Source organism: Vibrio sp. 10N.239.312.D08, from assembly GCF_041466145.1.
GTDB lineage: Bacteria > Pseudomonadota > Gammaproteobacteria > Enterobacterales > Vibrionaceae > Vibrio > Vibrio crassostreae_C.
The window spans coordinates 38,886-53,559 of record NZ_JBFSSD010000021.1 but is presented as its reverse complement, the minus strand read 5'-3'; the positions used below and the strand labels follow the sequence as shown (position 1 = coordinate 53,559).

Sequence of the window (14,674 nt, the reverse complement as noted above, 5' to 3'; positions counted from 1 at the left end):
TTTCACTTATGAGATTTTACTTCTGAAGGGTGTTTTATTTTATAAAACATGGACTCAGCCTCTCACTCATTAAGCAACAGAATTGTAACGAAATACTATTTTTTAGTTGTCCATCGAAAACGGATTTATTTTCAGTTATAAAATTAAAACTCTCTCGAATACTGACTGGGAAGCTCCTTCAAAACTGACTGGAGCCGTTTATGGGGCCATTTGGTTCTCGTAACCTTCAAGGAATGAGAGAAATAGTATGATTCGTATTAATACCTGTGCGGCAAGCATTGCTCTAGCGCTATCTGGTACAGCATTAGCTGCTCCAACAGCACCTAGCATCGACATGTACGGTTCCAACAACCTGCAGTTTTCTAAAATTGAACTCGCGATGGAAACCACATCAGGCTACAACCAGATGGTTAAATATCACGACAAAGCAAAGGTCGACGTCAAGTTCAACCAATGGAGCGGAACGTCAGGAAACACGTACAACATCTACTTCGATGGCGTTAAAGTGGCCACTGGCCCTATTACTGGCAGCCAAACTACAGCTTCATTCGAATACGGCCAAGGCGGCTTATTTCAGATGGAAATCGAGGCGTGTGACGAAACAGGCTGCGCCAAGAGTGCTCCCGCTCAGATCACGATTGCAGATACCGATGGTTCACACTTAGCACCACTTGCAATGAATGTTGACCCGAATAACAAGTCATACAATACAGACCCAAACACGGTAGTAGGCACTTACTTTGTGGAATGGGGTATTTATGGTCGTGATTACACGGTTGATAACCTACCCGCTGACAACTTGACCCATATCCTTTATGGCTTCATCCCAATTTGTGGTCCTAATGAATCAGTAAAATCGGTAGGCGGCAACAGCTACAACGCACTCATGACAGCCTGTCAGGGTGTAAACGATTACGAAGTGGTGATTCATGACCCTTGGGCAGCTTTCCAAAAGAGTTTCCCGCAAGCTGGTCACGAATACAGCTCACCTATCAAGGGTAACTACGCAATGATGATGGCGCTAAAACAGCGCAATCCAGACTTGAAAATCATCCCATCAATTGGTGGTTGGACACTGTCTGACCCGTTCTTCGATTTCACTACAAAAGCGAACCGCGACACGTTCGTTGCATCGGTTAAGAAGTTCCTAAATACATGGAAATTCTACGATGGTGTCGATATTGACTGGGAATTCCCAGGTGGAGGCGGTGCTGCTCCCGATCTTGGTGACCCTGTAAATGACGGCCCTGCTTACATTGCATTGATGGCAGAGCTGCGCGTTATGTTAGATGAGCTAGAAGCTGAGAACGGCCGTACTTACGAGCTAACATCTGCGATCGGTGTTGGTCACGATAAGATTGAAGACGTGAACTACGGCGATGCTATCCAATACATGGATTACATCTTCGCAATGACTTACGACTTCTACGGCGGTTGGAACAACGTGTTAGGTCACCAAACAGCACTAAACTGCGGTAACTTCATGCGCCCTGGTCAATGTGATGGCACAGGCCTTGATGAAAATGGCGAACAATACACTGGCCCAGCTTACACCACTGACAACGGCATCCAATTGCTGCTTGAGCAAGGTGTTCCAGCGAACAAACTTGTGGTTGGTACAGCGATGTACGGCCGTGGTTGGGAAGGCGTATTACCATCATCACTTTCAGATCCTAGCGACCCAATGACTGGCGTAGGTAATGGCAAACTGACCGGCAGCTCTGCTCAGGGTGTATGGGAAGATGGCGTTATTGACTACAAAGGCATTAAAGCGAACATGCTTGGTGCAAACAACCAAGGCATCAACGGCTTTGAGTATGGTTACGACGAAATGGCAGAAGCGCCTTACGTTTGGAACCGTACTTCGGGCAAGCTGATCACATTTGATGATGACCGCTCAGTAAAAGCAAAAGGCGCGTACGTTCGTAGCCTTGGCCTTGCGGGTCTATTCTCTTGGGAGATTGATGCAGATAACGGCGACATCCTCAACGCAATGCATGAAGGCCTAGCGGGCGGAACAACAGATCCTGTCAACCGCAAGCCAACAGCTGCAGCGGGCGCAGACCAATCGGTTGAAGGCCCAGCTTCTGTTTCTCTAGACGGTAGCGCTTCAAAAGACAGCGACGGCTCAATTGCGAGCTACGCTTGGTCACAAGTAAGCGGCACGGCAGTAACGCTGGCGAACGCTAATGCGGCTGTTGCAAGCTTCGATGTGGTTGAAGTCGCTCAACAAGAAGTACTAACGTTCAGCCTAACGGTAACTGATAACGAAGGTGCTACTGCAACTGACACAGTGGTTGTAACAGTAACCCCTAAGGACACAGGTCCAGTCAATACAGCACCAGTTGCGATTGTTTCAGCTCCAGCTGAAGTTAATGCGGGTGACGTAGTCGTGGTTGATGCTTCGGCTTCGAGCGATGCTGACCAAGATACATTGACCTTCACGTGGGATGTGCCTGCTGGTATTGATGCAACGGTTCAAGGTTCTTCAGTGAGCTTTGTCGCAGCGGAATACACGAAAGATACAACGCTGAACTTCTCTGTAACAGTCAGCGATGGCACAGAGACATCGGTAGCAGCTACTTCAGTGAAAGTTCTTAAGAAAACCACAGGCGGCGGTACGTGTACTAACGCTTGGGATTCAGGCGCGGTCTACACTGGCGGCGACCAAGTAACTCAAGGCGGTAAGGTTTGGGAAGCAAAATGGTGGACAACAGGTGAAGATCCAACAACGACAGGCCAATGGGGCGTGTGGAAAGAGATCGGTCCTGCAAGCTGCTAACTAAAAATAGTGCTTAGTTAAATACTGACTAAGCATCAACTAAATCCCTAAAACAAAGGCCAACCAGATACTGTCTGGTTGGCCTTTTTATTTACGTTTTCTGAGCTTTGAGCTTACGATTTTTTTACTGGCGTCCTACTGACTTGCGCTCGTTATACCAATCACAGTAAGCAAGTGTTCAAAAATAGCGCAGGAAAAAAGCTTGAGAACAAGGCTGCTCTTTTCAATAAATAGTTTCGATGAGTAGTTATTCTACAATCAAAAAATCTAACGACGTTATCGAGATTTTTAACAAGCTAGGGTGAACAGTTATTTACTACGATTGGTATTAGACTTAGCCAATTAAGTTATCAAAGCTCTCGAACACTTGTGGGCACTTCATTACTCGCCCGTGGCCCTGTCCTTGAGTCGCAATTAAAGTAACGCGACCCATTTCATTAGCAGCACGCTGAGACACATCAAACTTAGTAAACTTGTCTTGCTCATCATGAACGATGATCGTTTGAGACTCACGAAGCGCTAGCTTTCCATAGGGATCAACAGACTGAATTGGATAGTTAAACTGCTCTTCGACTTCTCCAACTACCGCCTCGAACAGTTTCATTGAGTAACCAGAACGTGCGACGCTGCCAAATAGGTTTTCTAGATAATCCAGTACAGGTGCAATCAGCAATAATGGCTTGTTTTCCAATTTAACGTGCTTACATTCCAACGCAGAAGCCGTGCCCATACTGTGACCGACCAAACCTGCTACCTCACCCACCGAATCGAGAATCGCTTCAAGGCCGTTCACAAACGCAGGAATATGACCATGTACACCATCACTGCCACCATGAGCAGGGTGATCATAAGCCAGAGCCGTAAAACCTTTAGCGGCGATATGTTCCATCAGAGGGAAAAACTGACTCGCGGTGCCAGACCAACCATGAGTCAGCACCCAAACAGGCCCCGCACCCAAAGAATAGGTTTTTAAAACGCCATCACGACCTTTGATTTCACTCTTGATAAGCCCTTGGGGATCGGCATTTTTTTGCTCGGTACGCATTGGCGTGAGCAGCAGCTTACGTGCGGTTTTCTTCGCATGACTCGGCGCTAGAATGTAATGCAGGTTGGTTGTTGCGCCAATTAAGCTGCGCTTGAAGCTGAATTTGTTCGATGTATTAAAGTAGATTTTGTCACTCATGACCGTTCCTTGTATCGCCATCATCATTGGCGGATCGAGCTCGGCCCTAAAAATCGAACGACCGTGCTATTTGTTAGTATAAAAAATGACGATAGCGCTGTTTATGATTGCTTGCCGCCACTTCTGTTAAAATCTTTTGCAAACCTTAGTTAAGCAAAGTCACATGATTTGCGAGTTAACCTGCTGTATGTATTAAACCGCTCTCCAACTGGCTACCAAGCGCTCGACACCACTCCAAAAATGGGTGTGGCTCGCTTGTTGGCCTCGTAACGAGTAGAACAAGTTCGCACTCAAATAAAGACCGTATAACTCGAAGGTTGCCTGTTTCGGGTCTAAATCGGCTCTGAACTGTTTGCTCTCAACCGCTTTTGCTACCTGAATCGTCAAGTAGTCAATCCACACTGAAATGGTTTTCTGCAGTGCTTTCTGAATCACAGACCTTTCACTGCCCGCATCTTTCCATGCATCAATAAACATGCAACTGCCTTGGAATGAATGGTTCCAGCCCAACCAATTGTCGAGCAGCTGTTTCAATTTCGCTTCAATATCACCATCTCCCAGCTCTCTTGCGGGAATGATGACTCTTTCGGTGAATATGGCGTTGGAATACTCGAGTACAGAGAGTTGCAGGTTTTCTTTAGAGTTGAAGTGTGCAAACAAGCCACTCTTAGACATGCCACACTGCTTGGCTAACTCGCCAATCGTCAAACTCTCAAGCCCATTCTCACTTGCAAGCGCGAATGCATGGCTCAAAATATACTCTTTGGTTATCTTTCCCTTACTCATTATTCACCAATAATAAATCTGATACATTATTTTTAGCACGTTCGTTCTTTTTTTCAAGATTTTTTACTTAACCCTAGGTATTCATTTTGTCTTATCAAAGAACTGTGGAAAAATGCGACAGTATTCAAAGGAATTTGAGTTAACCGATTATTGAGTTTAATAACTAGGGAAAGAGAATGAACACACTTTGGGAACAGTTTTCGTTTTCGGCGTCGGTAACAGGCCCTATCTGTTTAATGCTGTTTCTTGGTGTGATGCTCAAGCGAATCGGCTTAATCAATGACAATTTCATTGATGTCGCATCTAAGGTGGTATTTCAAGTCACCCTGCCCGCGATGCTATTTCTGAGTATTGTTCAATCGAATCACAACTTTTCAGCCAGTAGCGCGTTAGTTGCGTTTGGCGTCATCGCTAACTTTGTCTTTTTCTTGTTCACGATTTTCTCAACCAAATTAGTATTTAAAGGTTCGAAAGATCAAGGTGTGATTGTCCAAGGTGGATTCCGCGCCAATACCGCGATCATCGGCCTCGCCTATGTGGCTAATATCTATGGCAACCAAGGCGTGGCATTGGCGGCTATCTATGTCGCATCTCTAACCGTGTTGTATAACATTCAAGCCGTGATTGCACTGACACCCAAAGGCGAAGACACTGGTGCGAAAGCGATTAAAGTGATCGCTAAGTCGATTACCAAGAACCCATTGATCATCGCTATTTTCTTAGCGGTCGTCTTCTATGCGCTTTCGATTCCTATCCCAAAAATGGTCACTGATGCTGGTCAGTACTTTGCCAACATGACGTTACCTTTGGCACTGCTGTGTACCGGTGGGTCGCTGGATATTAGCTCGCTCAAACAAGAAAAGTTGTCGACGTGGTTCGCCTCTAGCTACAAGTTAGTTGCCTCACCGTTACTGATTACATTGGCGGCTGGGTACTTAGGATTTGAAGGGCTCGACCTCGGGCTTATCTTTTTGATGAGCGCGGCACCAACGGCAGCAGCGAGCTATGTTATGGCTCGTGCGATGGGAGGGAATTCAACCTTGGCGGCTAACATCATCGCGCTCACGACCGTTGTTTCTCTTATCACTTGCACACTAGGTATTTTTGCACTCACCGCAATGGGTTTAATATAGCTGCGACAGGCTTCAAAAAACCGACATAAGCCCTGAAATAAAGGTCATAAGCCTTGATTTAGGACTAACTGATTGGGCAGAAAGGCTGCTAGATTTCGTAAAAATTTTACTAAGAGATCTGATATGTCTTCCGTTCAACATACGCCTTCACAACACATCGCCAGTATCGAGTTAGGCCGAGTGATTGCTATCTTGGCGATCATTGGTTTACACGGCCAAATGGCACTCACTTATTGGCAAATAGATGAAGTGCCTTGGATCGGTTATGTGCTCAACCAAACCGCTCGTTTTGCGGTACCTCTCTTCTTCCTGATTTCTGGCTATCTTATTCAGCCTAAGTTGGCTGCATCGCCTTGGACAACCTTCATCAACTACTCCAAACCACTGCTTAAGGTTTGGTTGGCATGGAGCATCATTTGCTTAGTGATGCCATTCAATCTCGCGAAGGTAGAAGAGTTTGGCTATCTAGGTGAACGTGAAGGCTATTGGGGTTTCTTAATGAGCACTCCTCTTAACTCATTCTTAGAGGGAGGTCTGGTGCATTTGTGGTTCATTCCAGCCCTTGTTTGCGCAGTGTTGATCATCGCTTTATTGGTTGAGTTGAAGCTCAACAAACTGCTATTACCAGCGGCCATTGTACTTTACGTTTATGGTGTTTTAGCGGGCAGCTACGCAACGCTAACCGGATTAGAAGCACCCTTCTTCACGCGTAATGGCCCGTTCTTTGGCACGTTAATGGTGACCTTAGGTTTCCTTATTCGTCAGAATCAATGGAAGGTGTCATCAACTAAAGCGTTGGGGTTATTAGCGTTAGGCATGTTGATTCACTTTGCTGAGGCGGCATGGCTCACCACGTTCGACGTCGGATTCAATATGAATGATTTCTTGTTTGGCACGGCGTTATGGGGGATGGGTGTGTTCATGTGGCTTTTGGCTAATCCAAACATGGGTAACTACGCTTGGGTTCGTGCCATTTCAAATCGCATGCTGGGTATCTACGTCAGCCATTTGCTGATCATTATCGTGTTGTTCAATGTCTGTGGAGTTTTCGGCATTACGGAATTGGCCAAAGACGTTACGGTATTTTTTGGCACCGTATTGTTGAGCTTCGGGTTGGTTGCTGGAATCGAGAAAACGCCACTGCGACACGTGCTACTTCGCTAGTGTTTATACCTATAACTATCCGCTAAATCAGTTTTAAAGAACCACAAAAAATAAAGGCAAGATAACGGATTATCTTGCCTTTATTTCATCATGTCAGTAACGATACTATGTCACTCGTTGAAGTATTATCGGAACGCCATTGCGCCCTTGCCAACACCTTCATAAGCAACGATTTGTAGTGATTGACTCTCTGTTAGGCTAGGCTCAACTTGATCCGCAATATAGCCTGCCAGTAATTCCACCGTGGTATCCGTCGGCAAGATTTCTGTTTCACTCTTAGCAATCGCTAGCTCAAATTCGCCTTGAGGTGCGGTGTAGCGAAAGCCATAGTGACTTTCATCATTAACGCTTTGCGCGTGTTCACTCAGGTTAAGTGATGAAACTGAAACTTGGTCTTCTTTAGAACCTAAATAAATGTCTTCCCAGCGCTGAGCAAATGCCTGTTCGCGTTGTTCGTCACGCTGACCATCAACCACGATTTCTACTGGAGAACGGTGACCATGGGCGATGCGTTGGCAATTACCATCATGCTTTTTCAAACCATGGGTATAGTGGTAGAACGCGCCATTAATGTTCTCATGACGAAGGGTGATCTCTAACCCGGTGACGTTACTTGGTAGGTTATCGCGAAGGATATTGTAAACGTGTGCGGTCACACTCTCGATGGTGATCGCTTCTGCATCAATCAGGCAATATGCTTCATCAGGGCAATGTAGATGAAGACTCTTGTCACCACGCAACACATCAACCTTAGAGTAGCCCGCTTTGCTCGCTTGAAGAACAATTGCAGCGCTTTGCATTGGCAGCAGCAAACGGTGATCAACGTGCTCATCGACAAGCTGTTTGATCTGCTTTTTGACCTTACTAAAATCCAGCACCATGCTCATTTCATTAAGTTCACCAGACATGGTGACATCTAAAATCCAACTATCTCCTACGACCCCTCTGTGTTCACAGATGTATGAAGAATCGATAACGGTAAGGTCTCTTACAAATAGGTTCAAGTTGAACTCCTTAATACTTTAATGAGATACGGGAGGCTGAATAATGTCCAGCAGGCACTTCGTCTCATTGGTGTCTAGATAAAATAGGACGAGCAGGATGTTACGACAAGCTTAAAAAGTCCACCTTTTTAGACCCTCTTTTGAGAAAAGAACAAACTCTGCACAATTTCCGCTAAAACATAGACCAGCCCGATGCGAATAGCCATATCTTGGGTAAGGTTGCCGAGTGTTTCACGATACATTTTGCTTTAGCCAAAGGCGCGGTGACACCCCAGCAACATGCTGAAAAGCGCGTGAAAATCCCGAATAGCTGCTGTAACCCACTTCATCAGCGACCCAGTTGATGGGCTTATTTTGCAATAACAGGGATTGAGCCACTGAGACTCGCCACTTTTGCACATAATCTCCGGGCGTCTCACCGACTTCTCGTTTGAACGCTTCAATAAACTGAGTTCGAGACATCGCGGCCAGTGACGCCATTTCGGCAAATAAACAATGCAAGGCTGCGACAAATGCCTGTGTTCCGTGTGAGCGCTAGACAAGCTCAACTCCCCCGCGCTCAATACATGAAGGTGGCCCTCTTTACCTTGTTGCGCGTTAAATGACGATACTCCACACAGGTTTCCAGAATAGAAAACGCCAGTGCGTATCGAGAAGTGTTCCATTAGTTGTGAAAGCAGATCCATGCATCCTCCGAACGATTCGCTTAGTTTTTAGTTCTTTTGTCCCTCTATAGACCGGACGAGTGGGCTAAATTATTTCAAACAAGATAACCAACACTGACAAGGAACTTGATATGTCACACATGAAATCGACCAGTCAAAAAATCACTCTAATGGCCGCGTTACTAGGCACCAGCTTTTCGTTAATGGCAGCAGACCTTGATATGAGTGTCGACAGCAATAACCTCGCAATTAAAGGCTATGATCCTGTCGCTTACTTTGCCAATGAAGGTCCAGTAAAAGGCACATCTGAGTTCACAGCGACCTATAAGAATGCGATCTATAACTTTGCGAGCAGTGAAACAGAGATGAATTTCGAACCAATCCAGAAGCCTATGCCCCTCAATATGGCGGTTACTGCGCGTTTGGAGTAGCCATGGGTAAGAAGTTTGAAACCGACCCTCTCGCTTGGAAGGTGGAAGATGGAAAGTTGTATCTGAACTTAGACAAATCGGTTCAGAAACGCTGGCTGGAGAATACACAAGAGTTCATCCAAGACGCCAACAGCAACTGGACAACCATCAAAACCGTAGAAGCCTATAAGCTCTAGCCTACAGCGCTTATCCATTGCCCAAGAATAAAACGGAAGCGACCGAACGCTTCCGTTTTCATTGGGATTTTCCCCAAAGAGGCCAACCCAAAGCGATTGGCAACACCTACTAAGTCCATTTCTATTCTATACTCCTAGCAGATAAGCTTTTCTTTTTATGGAAGAATAATGACATTACCTAAGATTTTGGTACTCGGCCTCTGCGCCCTATCGACACTGACTTATGCCAACCCATGGCAGTTCGTCAAAAGTGAAGATGGCATCATGATTGATAAAAGGCCACACAGCGAAGGCTTGGTCGAAATACGAGCACAGATGCAAACGCCCACCACTTACTCCGGTTTTTTACTGTTATTGGAAGACAGTGAGAACGTGCCAAACTGGATAGATAATGTATCGCAAAGCCGTGTGTTGATGCAGATATCTGAAGATGAAAACATCGTCTATACCCAATTCAAAGCACCGTGGCCTGCCAGAGATCGAGACATGGTGACCTACTCAAAATACAGCATCGAGGGTGGGCAGTTTGTTTTGTCGATAAAGGATGCGTCGAACTATTTGGCGAAAGAGTCGGGGTACATTCGAATCTACGATGTGGACGCACTTTGGACACTGCAACCGCTGACTAATGGCAATACCTACATCACCTACACCGCGTATGCGAACGCAGGGGGCATCTTGCCAAATTGGTTGATGAACAAGTTATCGATAGGCAGTGCACTGAGCACGTTTAAGGGGCTAAAAGAACAGTTACCAAAGTACCAAGGCCAACAGCACCCTAACCTGCCAAATGAGTCTCGCTAACGATACAAGTCGATAAGTAAATGGAGGCATTAAGGTTAAAGATTAAGGTCTTCTAGCGAGGTCGCGAGCTAAGATAAGCGCCAAGCCAAATACTTGAAGAAACAGGGCGATGTTCTTATAGAAAGCCATTTTCTCATCAAGCCTTTGGATTAACTCAACCAAGGTCAGGTTATCCAAATAGTAATCATCGATTCGAGTTCGTTGCGCTTCTTGTGCACTGTTTATCAGCATCATCAGTTTCGGTAAGTGAGCCAAAGAGATACTTGGCACTTCGCTACTCACCCAACGCCTAAGTTGCCCACGCAGTGCTTCGTCGAGAACCGTGGTCGGCTGCACCGTTTCTGGTTTATCAAGGTGAATCAAAATCGCTTCACGCTTGCGCTCTAGGGTTTCAATCGTATTCCAAGCAAGCTGTATTGAGTACACATTGCCGTATTTGCGATCGTTGTACTCCGCTTTCTCAGCTTCAATTTTATCGAGCACCAAGCTCGACATGACAATCGCCATGATGTTGAGTATCAAGCCTGCGAGGACAATCGCCCAAGCAGGAGGAAGGCGCAATGCCATAATGCTCCCTAGAACATTTTATCAAAAGGTAGGTAAGCTAAGTTTAGGACAATCAAAGAGATCATGCAGATAAGCGTTAACACCATACCCACTTTTCTGCCTTTGAAGTTCTTCGCTAAGATCCCTTTAGCGTGAATCACTCGCCCCAGAATAAACGCCACACCAATGACATGAATAAGCCACACACCAGCCCCATTCATCTCTAGCAACCCCATCAAAATCACCGTGATTGGGATGTAATCCATCGCGTTACTTTGTGCCGAACGTGCTATCTGTAACGACTCAACACCGCCATCGGCATGAGCAACAAGATTGATTCGTCTTTGCTTAATAACTTCAATCGCCAACCAAATCATTACTACCGTCAGCTGAGCTGCGTAAAGTGCTGTAACCATCATATTTCCCTATTGTTTTGTCTTAACTCAGTGTTCTTTTCTATCTTTTCGACATTAACCGCCAAGATAAAATGATAATCACGCCCGAGCACTTGTAAGAGATCTCTCACACCGAACGTAAGAGATCATAATCAAGCTTCGCAGAAAATTCCTAAAATACAAACCCAACCCCTTGTTTTGTATGAATCCACGCATATTTCTTTCGGTTAGTGAGTACATTTATTTCTTAGGGTGGATTGTGAGCAAAGCCTCTGCAGTGTTTAATACACATGTCGACAGGGAGTTGGCAGGAACAGGAAAAAGCCTAACGGATTAGGTATCTTCAGGATGAAGATTTGATGGCTTAGGATGAGTTATCAGCAAGGAAGTTATGCTCTAGGATAGAGTCGCTTATCAGGATGATGAGTTTGCAAGGACACCGCTAGGACGGCGATGAATTGGATAGGTTAAAGGATTTAGCCACGTCAAGGAACGATGCAGGGAGCACCAGTTACCTATTGAAAGATAAGTAACGCGCAGTAGCAGGATGGCTACGAAAAGAATAGACCCCGTTTGGTGAAAGCCAAACGGGGTTTCCTTTTTTGTAACGTCTGAAAGCTGTTCGCAGCTAACCGTTCAAAGTCACGTTACAAAATAATGTTCATCAAGAACATTGCACCAAACGCATTCAATACCGAAATCGCGATCATCACTGGAATATAGCGACCTTCAATACCAATTGGTCCCATGATACGTCCCATGTATTGCACCAACAAACTTGAAGATAAACATCACAGCAACCGCTAGGCCAATTGACGAAGTTACCGCCAAAGAACCATCCATAACTGGAAGGGTGAACAGTACTGTACCTGAAGAGAAGAAGTTAACGATCGCCCCGCGCCAGCATCAGTACTTTGAAGCGACGCAATCAATGCTAAGCCTGAGTTGCCAGGAGTATCCATCAAAGCTAATACTTTCGCCACCGTCTTTCTTTTTCACTATAATCTATTGAATTATTAAGATATCTATCACACCCCACATGCTTATTTAGGTCTACGCTTTTACCCGTGTTAATAACTTATTAACTTCGGAGCGTAATCCATGCTAGGTATCCAGCTTTCAGCTGTTTTCTCTTTATTCTTCTTTTCAACGGTAGCAGCTGCTTCCACTTCTCAGCTAGGGGAATCGCTCAGTCTAACCAACTCGTTTGCTGGCTACCTGTCGCTGACCATTTTCGTTGTCGCCTACATAGTGGTGATGATGGAAGAATACCTAAAGCTCAGAAAGTCAAAGCCCGTGTTACTGGCAGCTGGCTTAATCTGGATTATCATTGGTTTCACTTACCAAGAACACAACCTTGTCGAAGTGGCCAAACAAGCCCTTGAACATAACTTACTAGAATACGCTGAACTACTGCTGTTCCTACTCGTGGCCATGACGTACATCAGTGCCATGGAAGAGAGGAGGTTATTTGATGCGCTGCAAGCGTGGATGGTGGGCAAAGGCTTTAATTTCCGCTCTCTGTTCTGGCTAACCGGTATTCTGGCCTTCTTTATCTCACCGATCGCCGACAACCTCACCACAGCTCTATTGATGTGCGCCGTGGTTCTGAAAGTCGCAGGATCTAACCCTAAATTCGTTAACCTAGCCTGTGTGAATATCGTGATAGCCGCTAACGCTGGCGGCGCGTTCAGCCCATTCGGTGACATCACAACGTTGATGGTGTGGCAGGCTGGTTATGTGAGCTTCAGTGAATTCATTCCCTTATTTATTCCTTCAGTGATGAATTACCTCGTCCCTGCAATGATCATGTCTTACTTTGTTCCCACAACCCAACCCGACACGGTGCATCAGCACGTTGAATTAAAACGCGGTGCAAGACGCATCGTGTTGTTGTTCATCATGACCATCGGCACTGCGGTTGCTTTCCATGCCGTACTCCACTTCCCTCCAGTAATGGGCATGATGATGGGGCTGGCGTATCTACAGTTCTTTGGTTATTTCTTGCGTAAGACCTTACCAAATTCACTGGCGAAGAAAAAAGCGGTAGCGATTGCCAACAATGATGGGGGGGCATTGAAGCGACTCGGTTCAGTCGTGCCCTTTGATGTATTTCGAAGAGTGTCCCATGCCGAATGGGACACTCTGCTGTTCTTCTACGGCGTGGTAATGTGTGTCGGTGGCTTGAGTCTACTGGGATACTTGGAGCTTGCCTCTGGCGTGATGTATAGCCAATGGGATCCAATTTGGGCCAACATCATGGTGGGGATCTTATCTGCGATTGTCGATAACATTCCGGTGATGTTTGCCGTGTTATCGATGGAACCTCAAATGTCGATGGGTAACTGGCTACTGATCACCTTAACCGCAGGCGTTGGCGGCAGCTTGTTATCTATTGGTAGTGCGGCAGGTGTGGCGTTAATGGGCGCGGCGCATGGCAAATACACCTTCTTTGGCCACTTGAAATGGATGCCAGTGATCATGATTGGCTATGCCGTCAGTATCGCTGCACACCTATGGCTTAATGGCGATCTTTTCTAATTCGGAGATCTTTTCTAGTTCGAACTGTCTTTCACAGGCTTATCTACAAGTGTCCAGACGTTACTCAATTGTATCGCTGGACATTGGTTGCAAGTTAGCATCTCGCCCTTCTGTTGAATGCGCATCACTAGTCTAGAGTCAGTTCGGCTGCTTCCAGAATTGAATTCAATGGTGATCAAGTCATCATCAACACGATAGGTTCGAGTCACGGAATTATCCGTTGTTTGATAAGTCACTTGCCCGGATTCAAAAAGTAGATAACTGTCATTATCTGCGTTCTCATACATACCTTTGAACAGAGCAAGTTGTGGTACTTCGAAGGGTCGACTGGTGTCGGTTAAACAGCCCGTCAGCAATAGTGCGCTACTGCAGCAGAGTATAAGTGAATGATGGCTATTCATTTGGGCATCCTTGCCTAGAGAACATGGTTAAAGGATATGCAACCAAATCGATATTTCCCAGAAAGCGTTGATTTTAATGCAAAATCATATTTTAAGAACCACTCGCCTTCACCATTAAGTAGTACGAGATATTCAGCCAGCATCTCGACAGGCTCATGGCTAAATCGCTTGCTAGTCTTGCTCTCTTCCCTCTATCACCAATAAGTGCTGTTTACGTTCTACGCCACCTGCATAACCCGTCAGTTTGCCGTTTTTACCAATCACACGGTGACACGGCACAATCACTGAAACCGGATTTTTGCCATTCGCCAAACCCACAGCACGAACGGCTTTCGGATTGCCTATCGCATCGGCCAGTTGTGCATAGCTCCAAGTCTCTCCATAAGGAATGGTCGTCAGCGCCTGCCAAACCGACTGCTGAAATGGCGTGCCCTTGGCTGCAATCGGCACAGAAAACTGAATAGCTTCGCCCGAGAAATAGCGATTAAGCTGCTCGATAGCCAATGCAAAGATCGGAAAGCTATCATCTTGAACACCCAACGGTTCCGGCTTGGTGGTATGTGTCTCGAACCAAAGGCCGAGCAAGCCTTCATCGTTCGCCTGTAACGTCACGGTTCCCAATGGGCTCTCATAGTAAGTAAAACGGTTGTCCATGATATCTCC

Annotated in this window: 13 protein-coding genes and 3 pseudogenes; 6 read left to right on the top strand and 10 right to left on the bottom strand. The window is 45.9% G+C overall.

Translation table 11 applies throughout. The features are described 5' to 3' along the window. The first annotated feature begins 247 nt into the window (after window positions 1-247). A complete protein-coding gene (locus tag AB6D58_RS12990; protein ID WP_372157468.1) occupies window positions 248-2,782 on the top strand; it encodes a glycosyl hydrolase family 18 protein in 2,535 nt (844 codons plus the stop codon). 334 nt (window positions 2,783-3,116) lie between these two features. Here AB6D58_RS12990 and AB6D58_RS12985 read toward each other — a convergent pair whose 3' ends face one another. Both AB6D58_RS12985 and AB6D58_RS12980 read right to left on the bottom strand, forming a co-directional pair. Then, window positions 3,117-3,965 (bottom strand): alpha/beta hydrolase, encoded by an 849-nt coding sequence (locus AB6D58_RS12985; protein WP_060980908.1) that lies wholly within the window; start codon window positions 3,963-3,965, stop codon window positions 3,117-3,119. Window positions 3,966-4,157: 192 nt separating this feature from the next. Then, entirely contained in the window at window positions 4,158-4,751 is a 594-nt protein-coding gene (locus AB6D58_RS12980) for a TetR/AcrR family transcriptional regulator (protein WP_029235279.1), read from the bottom strand. 176 nt (window positions 4,752-4,927) lie between these two features. Here AB6D58_RS12980 and AB6D58_RS12975 point away from each other — a divergent pair, with 176 nt between their 5' ends. Beyond that, a complete protein-coding gene (locus AB6D58_RS12975) occupies window positions 4,928-5,884 on the top strand; it encodes an AEC family transporter (RefSeq protein ID WP_372157466.1) in 957 nt (318 codons plus the stop codon). A gap of 123 nt (window positions 5,885-6,007) precedes the next feature. Further along, window positions 6,008-7,048 carry an acyltransferase gene (locus AB6D58_RS12970; RefSeq protein ID WP_372157464.1) on the top strand — a complete coding sequence of 347 codons (1,041 nt, stop codon included), beginning with the start codon at window positions 6,008-6,010 and terminating at the stop codon, window positions 7,046-7,048. Between the two features lie 125 nt (window positions 7,049-7,173). Here AB6D58_RS12970 and AB6D58_RS12965 read toward each other — a convergent pair whose 3' ends face one another. Beyond that, window positions 7,174-8,052 carry a 6-carboxytetrahydropterin synthase gene (locus AB6D58_RS12965; protein ID WP_229648968.1) on the bottom strand — a complete coding sequence of 293 codons (879 nt, stop codon included), beginning with the start codon at window positions 8,050-8,052 and terminating at the stop codon, window positions 7,174-7,176. A 231-nt stretch (window positions 8,053-8,283) separates the two neighbouring features. Continuing rightward, window positions 8,284-8,738 (bottom strand): annotated as a pseudogene (locus tag AB6D58_RS12960) (helix-turn-helix domain-containing protein). Between the two features lie 110 nt (window positions 8,739-8,848). Here AB6D58_RS12960 and AB6D58_RS12955 point away from each other — a divergent pair. After that, a pseudogene (locus AB6D58_RS12955) lies at window positions 8,849-9,324 on the top strand (YHS domain-containing (seleno)protein). Here AB6D58_RS12955 and AB6D58_RS12950 read toward each other — a convergent pair. Then, a complete protein-coding gene (locus tag AB6D58_RS12950; RefSeq protein WP_017061529.1) occupies window positions 9,321-9,443 on the bottom strand; it encodes a hypothetical protein in 123 nt (40 codons plus the stop codon). The pseudogene AB6D58_RS12955 and the gene AB6D58_RS12950 sit on opposite strands and share 4 nt — an antisense overlap. A gap of 49 nt (window positions 9,444-9,492) precedes the next feature. Between AB6D58_RS12950 and AB6D58_RS12945 the strand changes: the two genes are divergently transcribed. Continuing rightward, window positions 9,493-10,128 carry an START domain-containing protein gene (locus AB6D58_RS12945; RefSeq protein WP_017061528.1) on the top strand — a complete coding sequence of 212 codons (636 nt, stop codon included), beginning with the start codon at window positions 9,493-9,495 and terminating at the stop codon, window positions 10,126-10,128. A 42-nt stretch (window positions 10,129-10,170) separates the two neighbouring features. Here AB6D58_RS12945 and AB6D58_RS12940 read toward each other — a convergent pair whose 3' ends face one another. From AB6D58_RS12940 to AB6D58_RS12930, 3 genes and pseudogenes are all read right to left on the bottom strand, one after another. Continuing rightward, window positions 10,171-10,695 carry a hypothetical protein gene (locus tag AB6D58_RS12940; protein WP_017061527.1) on the bottom strand — a complete coding sequence of 175 codons (525 nt, stop codon included), beginning with the start codon at window positions 10,693-10,695 and terminating at the stop codon, window positions 10,171-10,173. A gap of 8 nt (window positions 10,696-10,703) precedes the next feature. After that, on the bottom strand, window positions 10,704-11,090 hold the full coding sequence (locus AB6D58_RS12935) for an MAPEG family protein (RefSeq protein WP_372157492.1): 387 nt from the start codon (window positions 11,088-11,090) through the stop codon (window positions 10,704-10,706). A gap of 744 nt (window positions 11,091-11,834) precedes the next feature. Then, window positions 11,835-12,061, bottom strand: a pseudogene (locus tag AB6D58_RS12930) (YjiH family protein); the annotation flags it as partial. A gap of 109 nt (window positions 12,062-12,170) precedes the next feature. Here AB6D58_RS12930 and nhaD point away from each other — a divergent pair. Then, the gene (nhaD, locus tag AB6D58_RS12925; protein ID WP_372157462.1) at window positions 12,171-13,610 is read left to right on the top strand and encodes a sodium:proton antiporter NhaD; all 1,440 of its coding nucleotides are present in this window, start codon (window positions 12,171-12,173) and stop codon (window positions 13,608-13,610) included. Between the two features lie 14 nt (window positions 13,611-13,624). Here nhaD and AB6D58_RS12920 read toward each other — a convergent pair whose 3' ends face one another. Beyond that, on the bottom strand, window positions 13,625-14,011 hold the full coding sequence (locus tag AB6D58_RS12920) for a hypothetical protein (RefSeq protein ID WP_372151691.1): 387 nt from the start codon (window positions 14,009-14,011) through the stop codon (window positions 13,625-13,627). Between the two features lie 171 nt (window positions 14,012-14,182). Beyond that, the gene (locus tag AB6D58_RS12915) at window positions 14,183-14,665 is read right to left on the bottom strand and encodes a methylated-DNA--[protein]-cysteine S-methyltransferase (RefSeq protein ID WP_017061521.1); all 483 of its coding nucleotides are present in this window, start codon (window positions 14,663-14,665) and stop codon (window positions 14,183-14,185) included. Between the last annotated feature and the right edge of the window lie 9 nt (window positions 14,666-14,674).